The following is a 16,858-nucleotide window of genomic DNA, read 5'->3' as shown; positions in this document are numbered from 1 at the left end:
GCGTTGCCAAGGTCTCGAACCGCGACAGACGGACCTGTAGCCGGTGAACCCTTCTGTTGACCCTATATGGTAAAGTGGCGCACTTTTTCGAGGGGACATTCACTGTGTGGGAATTGGTCAAATCCGGCGGCTGGATGATGTTGCCGATCATTCTGAGCTCCATCGTCGCACTCGGCATCGTCGCCGAACGCCTGTGGACCCTGCGCGCCAGTCGCGTCACCCCCGAGCACTTGCTGGGGCAGGTCTGGGGCTGGATCAAGAACAAGCAGCTCGACAAGCAAAAGCTCAAAGAGCTGCGTGCCAATTCGCCACTGGGTGAAATCCTCGCCGCCGGCCTGGCCAATTCCAAGCATGGTCGCGAGATCATGAAGGAGTGCATCGAAGAGGCGGCCGCCCGGGTTATTCATGAACTGGAGCGCTACATCAACGCCCTCGGCACTATCGCCGCCATGGCGCCGTTGCTCGGTTTGCTCGGCACGGTCCTGGGCATGATCGATATCTTCAGCGCGTTCACGGGCTCGGGCATGACCACCAACGCGTCGGTATTGGCCGGGGGCATTTCCAAGGCCCTGATCACCACTGCTGCGGGCTTGATGGTGGGTATCCCTTCGGTGTTTTTCCACCGTTTCCTGCAGCGGCGCATTGATGAGCTGGTGGTCGGTATGGAACAGGAAGCCATCAAGCTGGTAGAAGTGGTGCAGGGCGACCGTGATGTAGACCTGGTCGAGGGCAAAGCGTGAAATTTCGCCGTAAGCAACGGGAAAATGTTGATATCAATCTCGCGTCGTTGATCGACGTGGTGTTTATCCTGCTGCTGTTCTTTGTCGTGACCACCACCTTCACCCGGGAAACCCAGTTGCGTGTCGACCTGCCTGAAGCGGTGAGTGGCTCGCCTGCCGAAGACCAGCAAGTCAAGCAGCTGGACATCGCTATCAGCGCCGAAGGGGTGTTTTCGGTGAATAACCAGTTGCTGGAGAAAAATGACCTTGCCAGCCTGATGGAGGCGTTGCAGAAGGAGTCTGGTGGCGACACCCAGTTGCCGCTGTCCATCAGCGCCGATGGCAAAACCCCACACCAGGCCGTGATCACCGCCATGGACGCTGCCGGCAAGCTCGGTTTCAGCCATTTGCGCATGACCACTGTCGAGGCGGCGAGCCCGCCCTGATGGCCATCTCCGACCGTTTACTCAAGGCATGGTACGAAGGTCATCCAGCACTAATGTTGCTGCGACCGCTGGAATCGTTGTATCGCCGTGTGGTTCAACGTAAGCGTGCGCGCTTCGTGGCGGGCGAGGGCGAGATTTATCAGTCGTCTGTGCCAGTGATCGTGGTGGGCAATATTACGGTGGGGGGCACCGGCAAGACGCCGTTGATCTTGTGGTTGATCGAGCACTGCCGCCGCAGCGGTTTGCGCGTAGGAGTGGTCAGTCGAGGCTACGGTGCCAAGCCGCCGCAGCTGCCGTGGCGTGTGGAGGCCGGCCACAGTGCCGAGGTGGCCGGTGATGAACCCTTGCTGATCGTGCAGCGCAGCGGTGTACCGCTGATGATCGATCCTGATCGCAGTCGTGCGGTAAAGGCACTGCTGGCCAGTGAGCCCCTGGACCTGATTCTCTCCGATGACGGCCTGCAGCATTACCGCCTGGCTCGCGATCTTGAACTGGTGCTGATCGATGCCGCTCGCGGCCTCGGCAACCGCCGGTGCCTACCAGCCGGGCCGTTGCGTGAACCGGTGGATCGCCTGAAGAGTGTGGACGGGGTACTTTATAACGGTGCCGTTTCGGACCGTGAAGATGGCTTTGCCTTTCGCCTGCTGCCCACAGCGCTGGTCAACCTGCACAGCGGCGAGCGCCAGCCGGTCACCTACTTTGCGCAGGGCCAGCAGGTGCATGCGGTGGCCGGCATAGGTAACCCGCAACGTTTCTTCAATACCCTTGAAACGCTACACTGGCAGCCGCTACCCCATGCTTTTGCCGACCACGCGCCCTACAGCGCCGAGGTCTTGAATTTTACCCCGTCATTGCCGCTGGTCATGACCGAAAAGGACGCGGTGAAGTGCCGCGCCTTTGCCCAGCCCGACTGGTGGTACCTTGCGGTGGATGCGGTACCGTCGCCGGCGTTCGTCGCCTGGTTCGACATGCAGCTGATGCGTCTGCTGCCCAACCGTCTCTTGCCTTAAAACGCTTCTTTCCAGGAAACACTCATGGACACCAAACTGCTCGATATCCTCGCTTGCCCGATCTGCAAAGGCCCGCTCAAGCTCAGCGCCGACAAAACCGAGCTGATCAGCAAAGGTGCCGGCCTGGCTTACCCTATCCGTGACGGCATCCCGGTCATGCTCGAAAGCGAAGCCCGTACTCTGACTACCGATGAGCGCCTGGATAAATGACCACCGCCTTTACCGTTGTCATTCCCTCGCGCTATGCCTCGACGCGCCTGCCGGGCAAGCCGCTGCAAATGATCGGCACCAAGCCGATGATCCAGCTGGTGTGGGAACAAGCGTGCAAGAGCAGCGCCGAACGGGTGGTGGTGGCCACCGACGACCCGCGCATCATCGAGGCGTGCAAAGGTTTTGGTGCCGAAGCGGTCCTGACCCGCGAAGACCATAACTCCGGTACTGATCGCCTGGCCGAAGTCGCCACTCAGCTGGGTCTGGCACCCGACGCGATCGTAGTGAATGTGCAGGGTGACGAGCCATTGATACCGCCGAGTGTCATCGATCAGGTCGCTGCCAACCTCGCGGCCCATGGCGAGGCGCGTATGGCGACCCTGGCCGAACCGATCGAAGACATCGAGACGCTGTTCAACCCGAATGTGGTGAAAGTGGTCAGCGACATCAACGGCCTGGCACTGACGTTCAGTCGCGCCACCTTGCCGTGGGCGCGGGATGCCTTTGCCAAGAATCGCGACGTGTTGCCGGAGGGCGTGCCATATCGCCGCCATATCGGCATCTATGCCTACCGCGCCGGTTTCCTGCACGACTTCGTCAGCTGGGGCCCGTGCTGGCTGGAAAACACCGAGTCCCTGGAGCAACTGCGTGCCCTCTGGCACGGCGTGCGTATCCACGTGGGCGATGCCTTGGAAGCACCGCCAGCCGGTGTCGACACCCAGGAAGACCTCGAACGCGTCCGTCGCCTGCTGGGCGCCTGATGGAAGTTCTGTTTGTATGCCTGGGCAATATCTGCCGCTCGCCAACCGCTGAGGGCATCTTGCGCCATAAGTTGCGTGAAGCAGGCTTGGCTGGCCAGATTGAGGTGGCGTCTGCTGGCACCGGGGAATGGCATGTCGGCAACCCGCCGGACCAGCGCAGCCAACGGGCGGCGCTGGCGCGCGGCTATGACCTGTCGAGCCAGCGTGCCCAGCAGGTTTCCCGCGCTGACTTTGCCCGCTATGACCTGATCCTGGCCATGGACAGCAGCAACCTGCGCAACCTCAAGGCCATGCAGCCGGGGCAGGGCAAGGCGGAGCTGGATTTATTCCTGCGTCGCTTTGATGGCGAAGTGGACGAGGTGCCAGACCCTTACTATGAAGGTGAGCAAGGTTTCGAACGGGTCCTGGACCTGATCGAGCGCGCCTGTGACTTATTGGTGATCGAATTGAAGGGGCGGTTATGACCTTGCAAGTGCGTGCGCAGGTATCGCTCAAGCCATTCAACAGCTTTGGCATCGATGTGAGCGCGCAATTATTTGCCGAGGCCCACAGTGATGCTGACGTGCGCGCGGCCATCGCCTATGCCGCCGCACAGGCGGTGCCGTTGCTGGTGATTGGAGGCGGCAGCAATTTGCTGTTGACCCAGGATGTTCCGGCGCTGGTGTTGCGTATGGCGACACAAGGCATTCGCGTGCTGAGCGACGATGGCACGCGCGTGGTGGTCGAAGCCGAAGCGGGCGAAGCCTGGCATCCGTTTGTGCTGTGGACGCTTGAGCACGGCTTCTGCGGCCTGGAAAACCTCAGCCTGATCCCGGGCACTGTCGGCGCCGCGCCGATGCAGAACATCGGTGCCTATGGCGTAGAGATCAAGGATGTGTTTGCCGGCCTCACCGCCCTGGATCGCCAGACGGGCGAACTGCGGGACTTCAGCCTGGACGAATGCAACTTTGCCTACCGTGACAGCCTGTTCAAGCACGAAGTCGGGCGCTGGCTGATCCTGCGGGTACGCTTTGCCCTTAGCCGCGCCAGTCACCTGACACTCGACTACGGCCCGGTGCAACAGCGCCTGACCGCGCAGGGCATCATCCACGCCACGCCAAGCGATGTGAGCCGCGCGATCTGCAGCATTCGCCGCGAGAAACTGCCAGACCCGGCAGAGCTGGGCAATGCGGGCAGCTTCTTCAAGAATCCGCTGGTACCCCAAGCCTTGGCTGTTGAGCTGCAACGCCAGTATCCGGACCTGGTGGCCTACCCTCAGGCCGACGGCCAAATGAAACTCGCCGCCGGCTGGCTGATCGACAAGGCCGGTTGGAAGGGCTTCCGGGAGGGCGATGCGGGCGTGCACAAGCTGCAAGCGCTGGTGCTGGTCAACTACGGCACCGCCACCGGGCAGGAGATTGCCCAGCTGGCGCTACGCATCCAGCAAGATATCTTCAAGCGCTTCAAGGTCGAGCTGGAAATGGAACCCAATCAGTACTGAGCTATCGGGCCTGAAAATGAAAATGCCCCGTATCTCGCGATACGGGGCATTTTTTATTGCGTTGGCTGATCAGTCGTCGCGGCTCATGATGCCGAAGATCTGCAACAGGCTGATGAACAGGTTGTAGATCGACACATACAGGCTAATGGTCGCCATGATGTAGTTACGCTCACCGCCGTGGATGATGGCGCTGGTCTGGAACAGGATGCACACCGAGGAAAACAGCACAAAACCCGCGCTGATCGCCAGTTGCAGGCCGCTGATCTGGAAGAACATGCTGGCCACCACGGCCGCCAGCAGCACGAAGAAACCTGCGGTGATGAAACCACCCAGGAAGCTCATGTCCTTACGGCTGATCAGCACGTAGGCCGACAGACCACCAAACACCAGGGCCGTCATGGCAAATGCCGAACTGACCACTTCCGCACCGCCGGCCATGCCCAGGTAGCGGTTGAGGATTGGGCCGAGGATAAAGCCCATGAAACCGGTCAAGGCAAACGCCGACACCAGGCCCCAGGCCGAGTCACGCAGCTTGTTGGTCAGGAAGAACAGACCATAGAAGCCGATCAACACGACAAAGATATTCGGGTAGCCGACGCGCATCTGCTGGGCCACGTAAGCCATCACGCCGCTGAATGCGAGGGTAAGGGCGAGCAAGCCGTAGGTGTTGCGCAACACGCGGCTGACTTCAAGCTGCTCAGCCTGCGTGTTGCCATTCACTGCGTAATTCTGTTCGCGCATGGCGACACTCCTTCAGTTTTGAAACGTTCAGTCGCAAAGATCATAACAGACGCCCTGTAACAAGCGATGCAGAGAGTTTGACAGTGTGTTTCATTCGGGTATTATGGCGCCCGCTGACACGGGATGGGCTACTATAATCCTGTGATGCACAAGGGAAATTGGCAGAGTGGTTGAATGCACCGGTCTTGAAAACCGGCGGACGTTAATAGCGTCTCCAGGGTTCGAATCCCTGGTTTCCCGCCAAGATTTACACGAAAGCCCCGCGAAAGCGGGGCTTTTGCGTTTCTGGGGTTTGGTTATACCGGGCTATTTAGGCAGTTGGTCTAACTCGAAAGGCCAGGAACACCGGCCCGAATGGGAAGGTACTGACTTCCAGCTCATCCAGTGGATTGAGCGTGTGCGTGCGGCTTCCAGCGTTGCTGTAGATCACGTGGCTGCTGGATACGGCAATGTTGATCTTGCCGGCGGCCGCCTGGATTAGATTCACCTTGAACCCTTCAATCACATCATCACCGATTGTCAGCGTGACATCTGTATCGCTGATGACCAGTATCGACTTGCCTGAATCCGACATGGTCAAGGGCCTGCTGCCGGTGATAGAAACATTGGTGTGCACATGTCCGCCAGCGTGGTAACTGACCATTCTCGGATCCGCGAAGACCCGGGCGAAGGAGCCGACATAATTCACACTGGCGCGCATGTCGTCGAATTGCTCAACCACGTATGTACCAATGCTGCCGGAAACTTCCCCATTGGGGTCCAGAACCCATTTGCGTCCTACCATCAACCCGATCTGGGTATTGGCACGTACACCGGCACGCATTTCTTCCAGAAAGAGCTGGCTGATCTGGCCACCGCCTTTGCCCTGGACATAGGTAAATCGTGCAATGGAATGGCTGTCGCCAGTGGGGCTGCCCTGGGCAGTATCGACCTTGTAGTCGACAAAGTCTGCCGAGACGATGGTGGTCGTGGTGTTGGCGTTTGGCGCCCAGGTAAAATCCAGGACCCTGCCGGTTTTGACCTGCTCTAGAGAGGTGGTGGCTTGTGATGTAGTCGTAGAGCCTGACTGCTTCAAATCGTCATTCATGATACTCATCCGTAAGTGAAGTCGAGGGTCGAAAGTACACGAAGCAAATGACCGCCGTCATCACAGCACGTTTTCTACAAGACTATGCTGTCTTACTGGATCCGTATGGAGCTGTCATCGTGCACGTGCCCTCGCACTGCGTATTCATTACTAAGCACAGTACGGAGCTTTTAGCTTGACTGATTTACTTCTCTCCACGGCAGCCATGGCCTGCCTCATGATTTCAAGCTTGTTTGTTAGGTGAACGTCGAAACTTCTAAAACAGTGCCCTGTCCCAGCTTTCATACCGATGTTTAAGTGCAACCTGCGAAAGCGGCTGAAAAGTCAGCGAGATGGAGTCATTCGAATGAAAATACTGAGCCTTTCGATGCTGGCGGGTGCCTCCATGATGCTAGTCTCTGAAGGCGTTTGGGCTGAGCAATATCTGCCCGAGATTGCCAGCAAAGCGCCTTACAAAAAAGCCTACGCAGAGATGCTCAGTTATCCGGACTGGGTCAGTAAAGCTCAGGGCACAGCGTCGCCAGTCGAGACGGTTTCGGCGGATGGTAAGCGCTTTACGGTAGGCCACATGTGCAAGCCACATGATTGTGCAGACAATCAGCTAATCGTGGTCTTTAACGCAGATGGAACAAAGTCCTGGGGGCTACTCGCGACGCGTCCAGCCGAGGGAGAGGCATTCAGTAAGCAATTGCTGGGTGATCCCGACAGTGTCGTTCAGGGCCTACTGAATAAGTCGTTTGCTGACAACAATCCCGAAGATTGATGACCGGTGTCGCTCTGCTGCGGCAAACGGTGGGTGGGGAGAACGACCATCAGATAAGACATAGCGAACAGACCGCTTGTTATGGTTATCGTGGATGTTAAAGTCGCACAAATTTTTTGAGGGAACGATATGCGAGGCTTAATCGGAGCATTACTGCTTGCTGCTCTTGGTGGGTGCTCCACATCGCCTATATCTGCCGACATCGCAGACCCTGTGCCATCCACAAGAATGTATGCCTTTACGGAAAAGAACGCGGCTCAGTTGGTGGTGACTAGAGACTCGGGCATCTACGGAGCTGAAGTCCGTTTTATTTTGCATATTGATGGAAAACCGGCTGCCGAGTTTCACCCTGGGGAGGTTGCCAGGTTTGGGCTGGCCTCTGGCAAGCATATTCTTGGTGTCTCGAAATACATGCTTTTCGGCACCTCAAGAATCATCGAATCAGAAATTGATATGAAGCCGGGAGACCTTGTTCGCCGCAGAATTTCTCAGCACGGCAGCAGTTTTTCTTTCACCCCGACTGCCTACTAAACGCCATTCGTCTAACGCCCGGCACTCTCAATCCCGATGCAGCCTCTCAATCCTAAGCGCGGATATCCCGAGCCTATAAACGGAGTGCCAGCATGGAAATCAACGAGAAAGCCCCAGGCAACATTTCCCAGCAAGCGGTTACCCGGGGCACCGATAACGAGACCGGCCATGACCCGCGGCGTGACGAGGACAATATCCCGCTGCCGCCGGATGACGAGGCGCCTCTTGAAGAAGATATGTCGGATGTAGATGCGGCCGATTCAGTAGCTACTGAGCATCCCAAGACCTGAAGGCGTTCAGGCCAAAGAGCCCGGCCCTGTGCCGGGCATTGTCTGCTGGCCCCCTTGGTCTCGTTCACCTCCTTGTGGCTGTAAGCCGATGCTGATCCGACCCGCACCGCTGCACTTTTTTCCATTTTGCTGATCTACCTCTGTCCCGGCCACCCGACTCCCGCGTGCGGCCCACAGAATCAGACCCGGTGCCGATGGATCGAACGTTTACGATTTTTACCACCCGATGGCCGCTGTTGCTGGCTGCGATGTTCGCGCTGTGTGCAGTGGGTTGCAGCCAACAACAGGGCCGCGATATCGCCAGGCAGTTCAGCGACGGCAAGCCCGATGAGTTCTTCCAGACCAGCGTCGACCGCATGGCCACCCTGGGCATGCGTGACAACCTGCAAAGCCTCTACCTGCTGATGAGCAAGCTCTACCTGCGCAACCCCAACCAGTGGCGTCAATCGGGGTATCCGGATGCGGTGACCGCCGCCCGGAAAATCCGCCAGGCCATCGAAAATCGCCAACCCTTGCCCGCACTGGGTGACCGGCGTGACCTGGCTGCCCTGAGCTATTCCTTGAGCCCCGACTTTCGCGGCGACCGCGTCGGCGCGTTCATCTATGCGATTGGCAGCATGCTCGTGACCGCTCACGGTGGGCGCACGCAGTTTTATGTGACCGACTCGATCAACCCGCAGTTTGTCAGCAATGCCGCGCGCAATATCGAAAAGGCCACCTGGCTGCTCAGCCAGCGTCAGGATGCCAATGGCGTGTTGCTGTTGTTTTCCAATGAAATATCGGAGGAGGGCAGTAACCTCAGTTTTGCCGTTGAGTTCGGCAAGATCGTCGCGCGTTTGGACCTGCTTACCCAAATCCTCGATGAGCGTTACCGACGCATTGGCCTCAATTACGCACAAAGCTTGTTGCTGATGAATTTCCTGCCGGTGCAGTGAGGCCCGTCGCATCGACCAATCGGTGCGGTGTTTCCCTTTCCGCTGTAGGAAGCGGCCTATCTTGCCTCCCGCGGGTTGAAACGCTTGTCTGCGGGCAATAGCCTCGGATTTTTCTTAAACACGAGGCCCTCCCTTGGGTAAACGAAAAACGGTTTGGCCCACGGATCGCGAAATACGCTTGCGGTTTATCCTCTATGCGGTAATTGACGCCGCGACTGCCCAGGGCGTGTCTGCCGAGTTATTGCTGCCGGCGCATAAGTTATTGCGTGACTCGCCCACGGAAGACCAGTTGCGCGACACCTTGGGGGCGATTCTCGCCACTGACGAAATGTATGGCTTTCGCTTTCCGCCGGGGTCGGATGCAGATGATCTGATGCGGACATTGGCAACTGCCGATGGTTAAACTGATTCACCCCTGTTTTTGATACGCCCCTGTCCGTCATTAAGGAGTGACTCGAGGGGCGTACCTGCCTTCCCATCACTGTTCGCGTGGTGGGCTCGGCCCGGCACGTTCCCGGATTCCAAGGACCTGCTCCCAATGCTGCTGCGCCACCCCCCGTTTATTTTTGCCGCCTTGACCCTCAGTTCGCTGGTACAGGCCGAAGGCCTGCAATTGGAGCCGGTTGAAGTCACCACGGCTGAGGCCAGCGCCGCAGAAATCGCTCAGGCACAACTCAAAAGCGTACCCGGCGGCACCAATTACATCGATATGGACAGCGTGCAACAGGGACGGGTCAGCACCAACGAGGATGTCTTCAAGTACCAGGCTGGTGTTTACGCCAAGGCGGCCAATAACGAAGGGGTGAAGGTGTCCATTCGTGGCTCGGGCCTGAACCGCGCCCCCGGTGCCCATGCCTCCGGCCTGTATGAAATGTTCGACGGCCTGCCGCTTACCGGCCCAGGCGGCACGCCCTATGAGCTCAAGGACCCGCTGTGGCAAAGCCGGGTAGAGGTGCTGCGTGGCGCCAACGGGTTCGATCAGGGTGCATTGGCCTTGGGCGGTGCGGTCAACTACGTTACCCGCACCGGCTTGGACGCGCCCAAGCTGCAAGTGCGCTATGAGGTCGGCAGTCGCGGCTATGCCCAACGCGAAGTCAGTTCCGGGCAGGTGCTGGGGGACGCCGACTATTACATCAGCCTCACCGATTCGGAGTCCGACGGTTATCAGCACCAGAGCGCTGGTACCGGCAAGGGCATCGCCGCCAACTTTGGCTATCGCTTTAACCCGGACCTGGAAACGCGCTTCTACTTGCGTTATCGCGAAACCACCAACGATTCCCCTGGCAGACTCACGCGTGACCAGATCAGCCATGATCCGCGTGCCGCCAACAGCCTCAATGCCGCCCGCGATTCGAAGCGCTTGCAACCGGGCTCCACCTGGATCGCCAACAAGACCACCTTGCGGTTGGACGATAACGCGCGGGTCGAGGTCGGGCTGGCCTATCACGATTACCCCATGGACCTGCGCGAAGGCACTAACCGCCTCAAAGTTGCCTACACCGATATCAGCGGCACCCTGAATTACATCCGCCAGGACAGCCTGTTCGGCCACGCCAGCACTACCACTCTCGGCCTGCGTACCACCCAGGCGATGCCGAACAATGGCGCGTCGGAATACGTCCGCATCCCTACGGGCAATACCGCCATTTATGCCCCCGGCACCAAGACCCGCGACTACAGCTACCTGGGCTCCGACACCGTGCTGCATGTCGGCAACGAGCTGGAACTGGTGGAGGATCTGTGGCTGACCACCGGCCTTGCCGCGATCTACACGCGCCGTGAAACCCAGGTGACTTACCCCGACGGCCAGGCGCCGATCAGTCAGCATGATTGGGATTACGCGCCGCGCATTGGCCTGCGTTACGACTTCACCCCGCAGTTGCAGGTCTACGGCAACCTGAGCCGCTCGGTAGAGCCACCGCACGCGTGGTCGATGATCTGGGGTTCGAACAAATACTTTGGCCCGGGCAGTGGGGCAGCCACGGGGTTGCAGCGCGAAGGCGTGAAACTGCGCAATCAGACCGCCACCACCCTGGAAGTCGGCGGGCGCGGTGAAGCCTGGCTCGGCCAATGGGACTTGGCGCTCTATCGTTCTGAGGTTCGCCACGAGCTGCTTTCCGTGGAAACCCAGGCCCAAACCGCCAACAGTAGCGCGATCATCGCCGAATCCAACGCCAGCCCCACCGTGCACCAGGGCGTGGAGCTGAGCCTGCTCAGCCCGCTGTGGGACGGCGGTGGCAGCGGTAAGCTCGACCTACGCCAGGCCTACACCTTCAGCGACTTCCACTACCGCGACGACGAGCGTTTCGGCGACAACACCTTGCCCGGCATTCCCAAGCACTATTACCAGGCGCAACTGCGCTACAGCCACCCGACGGGTTTCTACACCAGCCTCAACACCGAGCATGCATCACGGGTAGCGGTGGACTACGCCAATTCCTACTATGCGGCGGCCTACACCACCCTCGGCGCCACGTTCGGCTATGACGCGCCCAAACACGACTGGCAAGCCTGGGTCGACCTGCGCAACCTGACCAACCGCCGTTATGCCAACACCGTCACGCCGGGTTATGACGACAAAGGGATGGACGCGGCGCGCTCCACCCCGGCGGATGGGCGGGGTATTTACACCGGCGTTTCCTGGAGTTGGCGTTAAATCAGCCTTCGTGCTGGCGCAGTCGCTTGTACAGGGTGTTGCGACTCACCCCCAGCTCTCGCGCCAGGTGGGAGATATTCCCGCCCACGGCTTCCAGGCGTTGGCTCAGGTCGAGGCGTTCATCCAGGTGCTCAGGTTTGGACTGCGGCACCGTCGCCTGCAAATCCACAAAAAAATCATCGGGCAGGTGTTCCGCGCGAATCGGCTGCTCCTCGGCCATCGCCAGCGCCACCTGCAACACGCTGCTCACCTGACGCAAATTGCCCGGCCACGGATGTTGCTCAAATAACCTCAGCACCTCGGCACTCAGCCCGGCCCACTGGTTCGGCTCGCGGTGTTGCTGCCACAGTTGCTGGAACAGCGCCTGCTTGTCGGTACGCTCGCGCAACGGCGGCAATTCCAGGGTCAGGCCGCCGATGCGGTAGTACAAGTCCTCGCGAAAGCGCCCGGCCTGCACCAGCTCGCGCAATGCACGGTTGGTCGCCGAGATGATGCGCAAATCCACCGGGAACACCTCGCTGCTGCCCACCGGTTGCACACAGCGCTCCTGCAACACCCGCAACAGGCGGGCCTGGGTCGGCAACGGCATATCGCCGATCTCGTCGAGAAACAGCGTGCCCTTGTCCGCCTTGCGAATCAGGCCAATGCTGCCTTTCTGGTTGGCGCCGGTGAAGGCGCCTTTTTCGTAGCCGAACAGTTCCGATTCCACCAGCTCTGCGGGAATCGCCGCACAGTTCACTGCGATCAACGCCTGTCGGCTGCGGGAACTGGCCTGGTGCAGGGCTTTGACGAATACTTCTTTGCCCACGCCGGTCTCACCGTGAATCAACAATGGAATGTCCTTTTCCAGCAGGCGCTCGGCCTGGCGCACGGCTTTCTCCACGCGCACATCGCCAAAATGCAGGGTCTGGAGGTTGATCGCGGTCGGCGCTGGCGGCGGCGGTTGGTTGAACACCCGCGCCTGCACCGGCATCTGCTTGGGCCGCTTCAACAGGCACTGGAACCGATTGCGTCCCGCCGCCTGCAACGCAAACGGCAACCCTTCGGGCTGGTTGAGCAACTCCAGCAGCGACACCTTGAACAGGCTGTCGATCATCACCCGCGACAGGCTGATGCCCAGCAGATTATCTGCGCGCCGATTGGCCGACAGCACCTGGCCGCTTTCATCAAAGATCAGCAGGCCGGCCCATTGGCTGTCTAGGTTGCTCAAGCCGGTGTTGAAGGTCAGTTGGAAGTGTTCGCCGCGAAACAGGTTGAGGATCAGCCGATTCTCCACGGTCTGGCTCATCATCTTGACCATGCCCAGGGTGTGGGAGGGCGGCAGGTAACTGTCGCTGGACACATCCAGCACGGCGATGATTTCGCGCTGGGCATCGAAAATCGGCGCCGCGGAGCCGGTCATGAAGCGGTTGGCCTTCAGGAAGTGTTCATCGTGTTCAATATGCACGGCCTGGGCGCAGGCCAGTGCGGTGCCGATGGCATTGGTGCCACTGGCGCGTTCCATCCAACTGGCGCCGGGGCTGAAGCCACGGGCCAGCGTGGGTTTGATAAACCGCTGGGTACCCCACGACGTCAGGACCTGGCCCTGATTGTCGGCCAGCATGATCAGGCAATTGGAATTGCTGAGGATGTTCTCGTAGTAGGGCAACACTTCCTGGTGGGTGGTCTGCACCAGGGAATGCTGGCTTTCCAGGAGTTGGCGTATGCCTTCGGCGGGCAGTTGGTCAAAGCTGGGGGCGCTCTGGTGGTCCAGGCCGTAGGCGCGGCAACGGCGCCAGGATTCCTGGATAAGGGTGTCGTGGGTCAAGGGTTCGGCCATCGTGCGACCTTCTTTATTATTGTTGTCGGGTCTTGCGCCATCTAACGTCAGACATCGAACAATGTGGGAGCGGGCTTGCCCGCGATGGCAATGGGTCAGGCACAGCATCTACAAACTGATGCACCGCCATCGCGGGCAAGCCCGCTCCCACATTTGATCTTCGTCGCGCATAAAGTGTTGTTCACAACTGTTCATTGTCAACCCCGGCAGTGTTCAATTGTTCAGCCGGATTGTTCACTCCCGAACATCACCATTCGACCATCTCCTTACACATCAAGCGCTTGCGGTTTTGGCACGAAACTCGCTCTGACAACGGACCAGATTCATTCCAATAATAAAAAGGTCGTGTCATGTCATTGACCCTGGAACATGTCTCCCGCGTTGTCGACGGCCAAACCTGGATCGACGACGCCAACCTGCGGTTCGAAGCCGGTTCTTTCAACGTCCTGCTCGGTCGCACCCTATCCGGCAAGACCAGCCTGATGCGCCTGATGGCCGGCCTGGACAAGCCCGACAGCGGCCGCATCCTGATGAACGGCGTGGATGTCACGCAAAAGCCGGTGCGCCTGCGCAATGTGTCGATGGTCTACCAGCAGTTCATCAACTACCCGACCATGACCGTGTTCGAGAACATCGCCTCGCCGTTGCGCCAGGCCGGTGTGTCCCAGGAGGTGATCCAGAGCAAGGTGCTGGAAACCGCCAAGATGCTGCGCATCGAGAAATTCCTGCAGCGCCACCCCCTGGAATTGTCCGGTGGCCAGCAGCAACGCACCGCCATGGCCCGCGCCCTGGTGAAAGACGCTGAACTGATTCTGTTCGATGAGCCGCTGGTCAACCTGGACTACAAACTGCGCGAAGAGCTGCGTCAGGAAATGCGCGAACTGTTCAAGGCGCGCCACACCATCGCGATATATGCCACCACCGAGCCCAACGAGGCCCTGGCCTTGGGTGGCACCACCACCATTCTTCATGAGGGGCGGGTGATCCAAAGCGGCAAGGCCGCCGAGGTCTACCACCAGCCGCAAACTGTCCTCGCCGCTGAGCTGTTCTCCGAGCCGCCGATCAACCTGATGCCAGGGCGCATCAGCGGCAACGAAGTGAGTTTCGCCAACTTCGTGCATTTCCCACTCAATGTTGACCTGCGTCCTATCGGCGAAGGCGAATTCCGCTTTGGCGTGCGCCCCAGCCATATCAGCCTGGTACCCAGTAATGATGATGACCTGGAGCTGGCGGTGACCGTGGAAGTCGCCGAAATCAGCGGCTCGGAAACCTTCCTGCATGTGCGCAGTGAGCATTTCCTGCTGGTGCTGCACCTGCCGGGGGTGCATGAATACGATGTCGACGCGCCGATCCGCGTGTATATCCCCACCCATAAACTGTTTGTGTTCGATGGTCAGGGCCGCTTGGTCCAGGCCCCCGGGCGCCGTGTCGCGAGGGTTGCCTGATGGCCGAGATCCATTTGCGCAACCTGGCCCATAGCTATAGTCCTACACCCACAGGGCCAGAAGACTACGCCATTCGTGAAATGAATCATGTGTGGGAGCAGGGCGGTGCCTACGCCTTGCTCGGGCCGTCGGGCTGCGGCAAGTCCACGCTGCTCAATATCATTTCCGGCCTGCTCAGCCCGTCCGAAGGCCAGGTGCTGTTCGATACCCAAGTGGTCAACGATCTCACCCCAGAGAAACGCAATATCGCCCAGGTGTTCCAGTTCCCGGTGGTGTACGACACCATGACGGTGTTCGACAACCTGGCGTTCCCGCTGCGCAACCAGGGCATGGCCGAAGCGAAAATTCACAGCAAGGTGCAGGAAATCGCCGAAGTCCTCGACCTGCAAAACCTGCTGAGCAAAAAAGCCCGCAACCTCACCGCCGACGAAAAACAGAAAGTCTCCATGGGCCGTGGTCTGGTGCGCGATGACGTGTCGGCGATTCTGTTCGATGAGCCGCTGACGGTGATCGACCCGCACCTGAAGTGGAAACTGCGGCGCAAGCTCAAGCAGATTCACGAGCAGTTCAATATCACCATGGTCTACGTTACCCACGATCAACTGGAAGCCTCCACGTTCGCCGACAAGATCGCGGTGATGTACGGCGGGCAGATCGTGCAGTTCGGTACGCCGCGTGAATTGTTCGAGCGGCCCAGCCACACCTTTGTCGGTTACTTCATCGGTAGCCCTGGGATGAATCTGATCGAGGTGCAGGCCAAGGCTGGCGGTGTAGGGTTCGCCACTACCCTGTTGCCACTGTCCGAAGCGTTGCAGCAACGTCTCAACGCCACCGACTACAAAAAGCTCCAGGTTGGTATCCGCCCGGAATTTATCCACGTGTGGGACGAGTACAACCCTGACGCCCTGCAAGCCGACGTCGTCCATGTGGAAGACCTGGGCACCTACAAGATCATGACCCTCAACCTCGACGGCGCCACCCTCAAGGTGCGGCTGGCCGAGGACAAGCCGGTGCCGGAAGGCAAGGCTTCCATCAGCTTCCCGACGCAATGGCTGATGCTCTACGCCGACGATTACCTGCTGGAGGTGGCGCCATGAACAAAGTGCAGAACAACAAGGCCTGGTGGCTGGTGTTGCCGGTGTTCCTGCTGGTGGCGTTCAGTGCGGTGATCCCGATGATGACCGTGGTCAACTATTCGGTGCAGGACATTTTCGACCAATCCAGCCGCTATTTCGTCGGAGCCGACTGGTACAAGCAGGTGCTACTCGACCCGCGCCTGCACGACTCGCTGCTGCGCCAGTTCATCTACTCGGCCTGCGTGCTGTTGATCGAGATCCCACTGGGCATCGCCATCGCCCTGACCATGCCCACCAAGGGCCGCTGGTCCTCGCTGGTGCTGATCATCCTCGCCATTCCCTTGCTGATTCCGTGGAACGTGGTCGGCACTATCTGGCAGATTTTTGGCCGTGCCGACATCGGCCTGCTGGGCTCGACCCTCAACGCCCTGGGCATCAGCTACAACTACGCTGCCAACACCATGGACGCCTGGGTCACCGTACTGGTGATGGATGTGTGGCATTGGACCTCGCTGGTAGCACTGCTGTGCTACTCAGGTTTAAGGGCCATTCCGGACGTGTACTACCAGGCTGCGCGGATTGATCGTGCATCGGCCTGGGCGGTGTTCCGACATATCCAGTTGCCGAAGATGAAAAGCGTGCTGCTGATCGCGGTGATGCTGCGCTTCATGGACAGCTTCATGATCTACACCGAACCCTTCGTGCTCACCGGCGGCGGGCCGGGTAATGCCACCACTTTCCTGAGCCAGACGCTTACCCAGATGGCCGTCGGCCAATTCGACCTGGGCCCGGCGGCGGCGTTTTCCCTGGTGTACTTCCTGATCATCCTGTTGGTGTCCTGGCTGTTCTACACCGCCATGACCCATTCCGACGCCAACCGCTGAGGCCG

19 protein-coding genes and 1 tRNA gene are annotated in these 16,858 nt (G+C 59.4%); 17 read left to right on the top strand and 3 right to left on the bottom strand.

Annotation, left to right across the window (positions count from 1 at the left end; genetic code table 11):
* The first annotated feature begins 104 nt into the window (after positions 1-104).
* Genes AC4PS6_RS22825 through murB form a run of 7 tightly spaced genes read left to right on the top strand, consistent with a single transcriptional unit; the run spans position 105 to position 4,626 of the window.
* Positions 105-740 (top strand): MotA/TolQ/ExbB proton channel family protein, encoded by a 636-nt coding sequence (locus AC4PS6_RS22825; protein ID WP_003192043.1) that lies wholly within the window; start codon positions 105-107, stop codon positions 738-740.
* Positions 737-1,165 carry an ExbD/TolR family protein gene (locus tag AC4PS6_RS22820; RefSeq protein ID WP_014718877.1) on the top strand — a complete coding sequence of 143 codons (429 nt, stop codon included), beginning with the start codon at positions 737-739 and terminating at the stop codon, positions 1,163-1,165. The genes AC4PS6_RS22825 and AC4PS6_RS22820 overlap by 4 nt, the downstream gene beginning before the upstream one ends.
* Positions 1,165-2,175 (top strand): tetraacyldisaccharide 4'-kinase, encoded by a 1,011-nt coding sequence (gene lpxK / locus AC4PS6_RS22815; RefSeq protein ID WP_032902859.1) that lies wholly within the window; start codon positions 1,165-1,167, stop codon positions 2,173-2,175. The genes AC4PS6_RS22820 and lpxK overlap by 1 nt, the downstream gene beginning before the upstream one ends.
* A 24-nt stretch (positions 2,176-2,199) precedes the next feature.
* On the top strand, positions 2,200-2,385 hold the full coding sequence (locus AC4PS6_RS22810) for a Trm112 family protein (RefSeq protein WP_003174668.1): 186 nt from the start codon (positions 2,200-2,202) through the stop codon (positions 2,383-2,385).
* Positions 2,382-3,146 carry a 3-deoxy-manno-octulosonate cytidylyltransferase gene (kdsB, locus tag AC4PS6_RS22805; protein WP_103452076.1) on the top strand — a complete coding sequence of 255 codons (765 nt, stop codon included), beginning with the start codon at positions 2,382-2,384 and terminating at the stop codon, positions 3,144-3,146. Before AC4PS6_RS22810 ends, kdsB begins: the two co-directional genes overlap by 4 nt.
* On the top strand, positions 3,146-3,610 hold the full coding sequence (locus AC4PS6_RS22800) for a low molecular weight protein-tyrosine-phosphatase (RefSeq protein ID WP_014718874.1): 465 nt from the start codon (positions 3,146-3,148) through the stop codon (positions 3,608-3,610). The genes kdsB and AC4PS6_RS22800 overlap by 1 nt, the downstream gene beginning before the upstream one ends.
* Complete coding sequence (gene murB, locus AC4PS6_RS22795; RefSeq protein WP_020303087.1) at positions 3,607-4,626, top strand: UDP-N-acetylmuramate dehydrogenase; 1,020 nt, start codon at positions 3,607-3,609, stop codon at positions 4,624-4,626. Before AC4PS6_RS22800 ends, murB begins: the two co-directional genes overlap by 4 nt.
* A 69-nt stretch (positions 4,627-4,695) precedes the next feature.
* Here murB and AC4PS6_RS22790 read toward each other — a convergent pair whose 3' ends face one another.
* A complete protein-coding gene (locus tag AC4PS6_RS22790) occupies positions 4,696-5,367 on the bottom strand; it encodes a Bax inhibitor-1/YccA family protein (protein ID WP_103452077.1) in 672 nt (223 codons plus the stop codon).
* Between the two features lie 152 nt (positions 5,368-5,519).
* On the opposite strand from AC4PS6_RS22790, the gene AC4PS6_RS22785 reads away from it, so the two are divergent.
* Positions 5,520-5,610: transfer RNA gene (locus AC4PS6_RS22785), tRNA-Ser, on the top strand.
* Between the two features lie 67 nt (positions 5,611-5,677).
* Here AC4PS6_RS22785 and AC4PS6_RS22780 read toward each other — a convergent pair.
* Positions 5,678-6,454, bottom strand: coding sequence for a hypothetical protein (locus AC4PS6_RS22780; protein WP_103452078.1), 777 nt, complete (start codon positions 6,452-6,454; stop codon positions 5,678-5,680).
* Positions 6,455-6,800: 346 nt separating this feature from the next.
* Between AC4PS6_RS22780 and AC4PS6_RS22775 the strand changes: the two genes are divergently transcribed.
* The 6 genes from AC4PS6_RS22775 (at position 6,801) to AC4PS6_RS22750 (ending at position 11,629) form a co-directional block, all read left to right on the top strand.
* A complete protein-coding gene (locus AC4PS6_RS22775; protein WP_032902864.1) occupies positions 6,801-7,217 on the top strand; it encodes an Ivy family c-type lysozyme inhibitor in 417 nt (138 codons plus the stop codon).
* Positions 7,218-7,346: 129 nt separating this feature from the next.
* Positions 7,347-7,748, top strand: a complete 402-nt coding sequence (locus AC4PS6_RS22770) for a hypothetical protein (RefSeq protein ID WP_103452079.1) — start codon at positions 7,347-7,349, stop codon at positions 7,746-7,748.
* A 92-nt stretch (positions 7,749-7,840) separates the two neighbouring features.
* On the top strand, positions 7,841-8,038 hold the full coding sequence (locus AC4PS6_RS22765; protein ID WP_014718870.1) for a hypothetical protein: 198 nt from the start codon (positions 7,841-7,843) through the stop codon (positions 8,036-8,038).
* Positions 8,039-8,232: 194 nt separating this feature from the next.
* Positions 8,233-8,973, top strand: a complete 741-nt coding sequence (locus tag AC4PS6_RS22760) for a hypothetical protein (protein WP_032902865.1) — start codon at positions 8,233-8,235, stop codon at positions 8,971-8,973.
* A gap of 133 nt (positions 8,974-9,106) precedes the next feature.
* Complete coding sequence (locus tag AC4PS6_RS22755) at positions 9,107-9,376, top strand: hypothetical protein (protein WP_019816804.1); 270 nt, start codon at positions 9,107-9,109, stop codon at positions 9,374-9,376.
* Between the two features lie 135 nt (positions 9,377-9,511).
* Positions 9,512-11,629, top strand: a complete 2,118-nt coding sequence (locus tag AC4PS6_RS22750; RefSeq protein ID WP_336826960.1) for a TonB-dependent receptor family protein — start codon at positions 9,512-9,514, stop codon at positions 11,627-11,629.
* Position 11,630: 1 nt separating this feature from the next.
* Here AC4PS6_RS22750 and AC4PS6_RS22745 read toward each other — a convergent pair whose 3' ends face one another.
* The gene (locus AC4PS6_RS22745) at positions 11,631-13,448 is read right to left on the bottom strand and encodes a sigma-54-dependent Fis family transcriptional regulator (RefSeq protein ID WP_492181010.1); all 1,818 of its coding nucleotides are present in this window, start codon (positions 13,446-13,448) and stop codon (positions 11,631-11,633) included.
* A gap of 350 nt (positions 13,449-13,798) precedes the next feature.
* On the opposite strand from AC4PS6_RS22745, the gene AC4PS6_RS22740 reads away from it, so the two are divergent.
* From AC4PS6_RS22740 to AC4PS6_RS22730, 3 genes are read left to right on the top strand one after another with little or no spacing between them, the layout of a single operon-like run.
* Positions 13,799-14,893 carry an ABC transporter ATP-binding protein gene (locus tag AC4PS6_RS22740; protein ID WP_014718865.1) on the top strand — a complete coding sequence of 365 codons (1,095 nt, stop codon included), beginning with the start codon at positions 13,799-13,801 and terminating at the stop codon, positions 14,891-14,893.
* The gene (locus AC4PS6_RS22735) at positions 14,893-15,990 is read left to right on the top strand and encodes an ABC transporter ATP-binding protein (protein WP_020303080.1); all 1,098 of its coding nucleotides are present in this window, start codon (positions 14,893-14,895) and stop codon (positions 15,988-15,990) included. Before AC4PS6_RS22740 ends, AC4PS6_RS22735 begins: the two co-directional genes overlap by 1 nt.
* On the top strand, positions 15,987-16,853 hold the full coding sequence (locus AC4PS6_RS22730) for a carbohydrate ABC transporter permease (RefSeq protein ID WP_003192014.1): 867 nt from the start codon (positions 15,987-15,989) through the stop codon (positions 16,851-16,853). The genes AC4PS6_RS22735 and AC4PS6_RS22730 overlap by 4 nt, the downstream gene beginning before the upstream one ends.
* Positions 16,854-16,858 lie beyond the last annotated feature (5 nt).

The organism is Pseudomonas sp. DW-iso17 (assembly GCF_058725345.1).
This window is presented reverse-complemented; position numbering and strand designations above follow the sequence as displayed.

What these genes read in the sequence shown, in the direction of transcription:
- AC4PS6_RS22765 (WP_014718870.1), top strand. Translation starts at nt 7,841, where the DNA reads ATGGAAATCAACGAGAAAGCCCCAGGCAACATTTCCCAGCAAGCGGTT.
- AC4PS6_RS22730 (WP_003192014.1), top strand. Translation starts at nt 15,987, where the DNA reads ATGAACAAAGTGCAGAACAACAAGGCCTGGTGGCTGGTGTTGCCGGTG.
- murB (WP_020303087.1), top strand. Translation starts at nt 3,607, where the DNA reads ATGACCTTGCAAGTGCGTGCGCAGGTATCGCTCAAGCCATTCAACAGC.
- lpxK (WP_032902859.1), top strand. Translation starts at nt 1,165, where the DNA reads ATGGCCATCTCCGACCGTTTACTCAAGGCATGGTACGAAGGTCATCCA.
- AC4PS6_RS22780 (WP_103452078.1), bottom strand. Translation starts at nt 6,454, where the DNA reads ATGAATGACGATTTGAAGCAGTCAGGCTCTACGACTACATCACAAGCC.
- AC4PS6_RS22810 (WP_003174668.1), top strand. Translation starts at nt 2,200, where the DNA reads ATGGACACCAAACTGCTCGATATCCTCGCTTGCCCGATCTGCAAAGGC.
- AC4PS6_RS22760 (WP_032902865.1), top strand. Translation starts at nt 8,233, where the DNA reads ATGGATCGAACGTTTACGATTTTTACCACCCGATGGCCGCTGTTGCTG.
- AC4PS6_RS22750 (WP_336826960.1), top strand. Translation starts at nt 9,512, where the DNA reads ATGCTGCTGCGCCACCCCCCGTTTATTTTTGCCGCCTTGACCCTCAGT.
- AC4PS6_RS22745 (WP_492181010.1), bottom strand. Translation starts at nt 13,448, where the DNA reads ATGGCCGAACCCTTGACCCACGACACCCTTATCCAGGAATCCTGGCGC.
- AC4PS6_RS22775 (WP_032902864.1), top strand. Translation starts at nt 6,801, where the DNA reads ATGAAAATACTGAGCCTTTCGATGCTGGCGGGTGCCTCCATGATGCTA.
- AC4PS6_RS22800 (WP_014718874.1), top strand. Translation starts at nt 3,146, where the DNA reads ATGGAAGTTCTGTTTGTATGCCTGGGCAATATCTGCCGCTCGCCAACC.
- AC4PS6_RS22790 (WP_103452077.1), bottom strand. Translation starts at nt 5,367, where the DNA reads ATGCGCGAACAGAATTACGCAGTGAATGGCAACACGCAGGCTGAGCAG.
- AC4PS6_RS22740 (WP_014718865.1), top strand. Translation starts at nt 13,799, where the DNA reads ATGTCATTGACCCTGGAACATGTCTCCCGCGTTGTCGACGGCCAAACC.
- AC4PS6_RS22735 (WP_020303080.1), top strand. Translation starts at nt 14,893, where the DNA reads ATGGCCGAGATCCATTTGCGCAACCTGGCCCATAGCTATAGTCCTACA.
- AC4PS6_RS22770 (WP_103452079.1), top strand. Translation starts at nt 7,347, where the DNA reads ATGCGAGGCTTAATCGGAGCATTACTGCTTGCTGCTCTTGGTGGGTGC.
- kdsB (WP_103452076.1), top strand. Translation starts at nt 2,382, where the DNA reads ATGACCACCGCCTTTACCGTTGTCATTCCCTCGCGCTATGCCTCGACG.